Origin of the sequence: Streptomyces sp. NPDC058459 (assembly GCF_042721685.1) — a bacterium.
Lineage (GTDB): Bacteria > Actinomycetota > Actinomycetes > Streptomycetales > Streptomycetaceae > Streptomyces.
The window spans coordinates 1-2,712 of the sequence record NZ_JBHXLV010000377.1 but is presented as its reverse complement, the minus strand read 5'-3'; the positions used below and the strand labels follow the sequence as shown (position 1 = coordinate 2,712).

Sequence of the window (2,712 nt, the reverse complement as noted above, 5' to 3'; positions counted from 1 at the left end):
GTGGAGACGGGCCGCCCTTCCGCTTCCGGCTCAGCTGCCCTGGCGCGGGGCCGGGGGGAGCGCCGCCGGGCCGTCGCCGTCCGGCCGGTCCCGCCCGATCGTGCCGATCCGCTGCCACTGGGACTGCTGCCGCGCGCTGTACGCCCCAGCGCTGTAGGCGCTGTAGGAGCTGCTGAACGACCCCGGCCGGTGCCCGCCGAACGAGCCCGTGCTCTGCGGGAGGTTCCCGAAGGCGGTGAAATCGAGGCTCTCCTCACCGCTGCGGTCGAAGGGCAGCGTACGGAAGCTCTTGACCCACTCCGCGTACAGCGTGTCGTAGATCGGCGTGGGCGAGGGGCCGCCGGAGTTCTCCTGGCCGGACCGGGCGACGGGGACGGGGGACAGGGCGGGCCGGCGGGGCGGAGTGTCGTATGGGTGCACGTATGTCCCAACGACGGTGCCCCCGAAGAGATGCGGCCCCGGGAGGGGCCTTCGGGGGCGCGCCGGACAGCACGGCGGGCCGGGCCGGCCCCGGAGGCGGGGGACCGGCACGGCTGGGTGCGCGGGGGAGGTGGTGTCAGGTGTCGGCCCCGGGTGCCGGTCTCAGGTGCCGGTGCCAGGTGCTGGTCTCAGGTGCTGGTCTCAGGTGCCGGCGAGCGGTAGTGCGGCCGCGACCAGCCGGCCGTTGGCGGCGGCCTTGTCCAGCGCGTCACGCAGCAGGTCCTCGCGGGGCTGGCGGCCGATGGAGCCGACCGGGGCCGCGAACATCAGCACCTGCTGGTGCTTGTTGGCGGCGGCCCGCCAGCTGTCCGTGACCTGGAGCGGCTGGTGCGCCTGCCACCAGGCCACCGGCTGGCTGCCGTGCGGACCCGGCTGGAGCACCGCGTGCAGCTGGCCCACGGCCAGCAGCACCGACCAGCCGTGCAGCACCGGCGGGACGGCGGCCAGGGCGCTCATGGGCATGAAGCCCTGCTCGATGAGGAGCGGCAGGAAGTCGTCACCGCCCCCGGTGGCGCCGGGGCGTGCGATGGGCGCGGTCGGCTCGACCACGAGCGCTGGGTGCAACTCGCCCTCGATCAGCACCAGTCCGCTGGTCACCCCGAGCACGGCTGGCTCGGCCACCTGCTGCCGGAGGGACTCCTCGGGGGCCTCCTCGCCGCCGATGGAGCGGACGGCGCCCTGCAACTGCTCCTCGGTGACCTGTACGACCTGCGAGGGCAGACAGCCCGCGTGGGCGAAGGCGAGGACGGCGGTCTCGTCACCGACGAACAGGACGGTGCTGGTGCGTTCCTGGCCGGAGTCCCCCGGAGTGCGGCAGGACGTGCAGTCGTAACTGCCCGGAGCGGTCTCTCCGGCGAGCAGCCGGTCGGCTTCTTCGTCGCCGATCTCGGCGCGTACGGCGTCACTGACGTCGAGCATGCGCGGCACGGTGGCTCCCTCGGGATGCGCGCGGTCGGCCGGGTGGCTCCCGGTCGCTGAGCCTTGGGATCGCGGGCTCATGCTGAAGACAACGGGCGTCCTGTGGTGGGGGTCACGCCCCAGGGGGAACGGAATGGAACCGGCCGCCGCACAGGGTCACTTTCGGCACGGAATCTGCCACTCCCCGTCAACTCCGCACACATGTCAGGAACTTGAACGGGTGATGTGAATCACAGGTGAACGTCGCCCATGGTCGACAAGTGCTGACATAACCGTATGAAGTGGTTGGCCGGAAATCGCCGATACCTACGGTAACCGTGAACTGGCCTGCTCTGACGGTGTGTTGTTGAAATGCGGCACCTGTCCTCCTTAGATTTCTTCGCCGTGTGCAACTAGCACCGCTCGGGCAGTCCGCCGCCCGGCGCCGGGTCCGACAGGGCCGTGGCGCCGGCGACCGGTGGACGGGGCGGGCGCGAGGAACCGCGGTCCGACGCGGCGAGACGCGCCCCGCTCAGGGGGAGCCCGGGTTCGTGGAGAGGGAACTGCATGTCCGAGTGTGCCGATACGACCCGTTCGACCGCCCGTAAGGGCCGTACGACGGCCGCCCTCGCCGGGGCCGCGCTGCTCGCCCCGCTGGGGCTGCTGGCAGCCTCCGGAGAGGTGCGGGCGGCGGACAACGGGGTCTGGGACCGCATCGCCCAGTGCGAGAGCGGCGGCAACTGGCACATCAACACCGGCAACGGCTACTACGGCGGACTCCAGTTCTCCGCCGGTACGTGGCGTGCCTACGGTGGCGGCGCCTATGCCGCCACCGCCGACCAGGCGTCGAGAGGCGCGCAGATCGCCGTGGCGTCCAGGGTCCAGCGGGCCCAGGGCTGGGGAGCCTGGCCGGTCTGCTCGGGCCGCGCGGGGGCCTCCGGCTCGGCACCGTCCAGCGCCTCGGCGACCGGTACCGGGAGCGGTACCGACAAGGGCGTGACGAGGAAGTCCGCGCCCACCCGGTCCGCTCCGGCCCGGTCCGCGCCCACCCGGTCCGCGCCCACCCCGTCCACTCAGACCCGGTCCGCCCAGGCCCCGCAGCGCCCGGCGACGACCCACGCCGACCGCGGCGCCCACCGGGGCGGCTACACCGTCCGCGAGGGTGACACGCTGAGCACCATCGCCGCCCGGCACGGCGTGAGCTGGCAGCGGGTCTACGCCACCAACCGGTCCGTCATCGGCGACGACCCCAACCTGATCGTGCCGGGGCAGCAGCTCGCGCTCTGACGCGAGGCCTCGCCCCGACGGTCACGGCCGCCGCCCTCCCTGGGGCGG

3 protein-coding genes are annotated in these 2,712 nt (G+C 73.2%); 1 reads left to right on the top strand and 2 read right to left on the bottom strand.

Features of this window, described 5'->3' with window-relative positions; all coding sequences use genetic code 11:
• Positions 1-30: 30 nt before the first annotated feature.
• On the bottom strand, positions 31-420 hold the full coding sequence (locus tag ACFWN1_RS32810) for a hypothetical protein (protein ID WP_384370262.1): 390 nt from the start codon (positions 418-420) through the stop codon (positions 31-33).
• A gap of 201 nt (positions 421-621) precedes the next feature.
• The gene (locus ACFWN1_RS32805; protein ID WP_384370259.1) at positions 622-1,407 is read right to left on the bottom strand and encodes a hypothetical protein; all 786 of its coding nucleotides are present in this window, start codon (positions 1,405-1,407) and stop codon (positions 622-624) included.
• Positions 1,408-1,944: 537 nt separating this feature from the next.
• Between ACFWN1_RS32805 and ACFWN1_RS32800 the strand changes: the two genes are divergently transcribed.
• Positions 1,945-2,664 carry a transglycosylase family protein gene (locus ACFWN1_RS32800; RefSeq protein WP_384370256.1) on the top strand — a complete coding sequence of 240 codons (720 nt, stop codon included), beginning with the start codon at positions 1,945-1,947 and terminating at the stop codon, positions 2,662-2,664.
• Positions 2,665-2,712: the final 48 nt, after the last annotated feature.

Excerpts from the sequence above, each read along its gene's own strand:
- ACFWN1_RS32800 (WP_384370256.1), top strand. The coding sequence starts at position 1,945 with ATGTCCGAGTGTGCCGATACGACCCGTTCGACCGCCCGTAAGGGCCGT.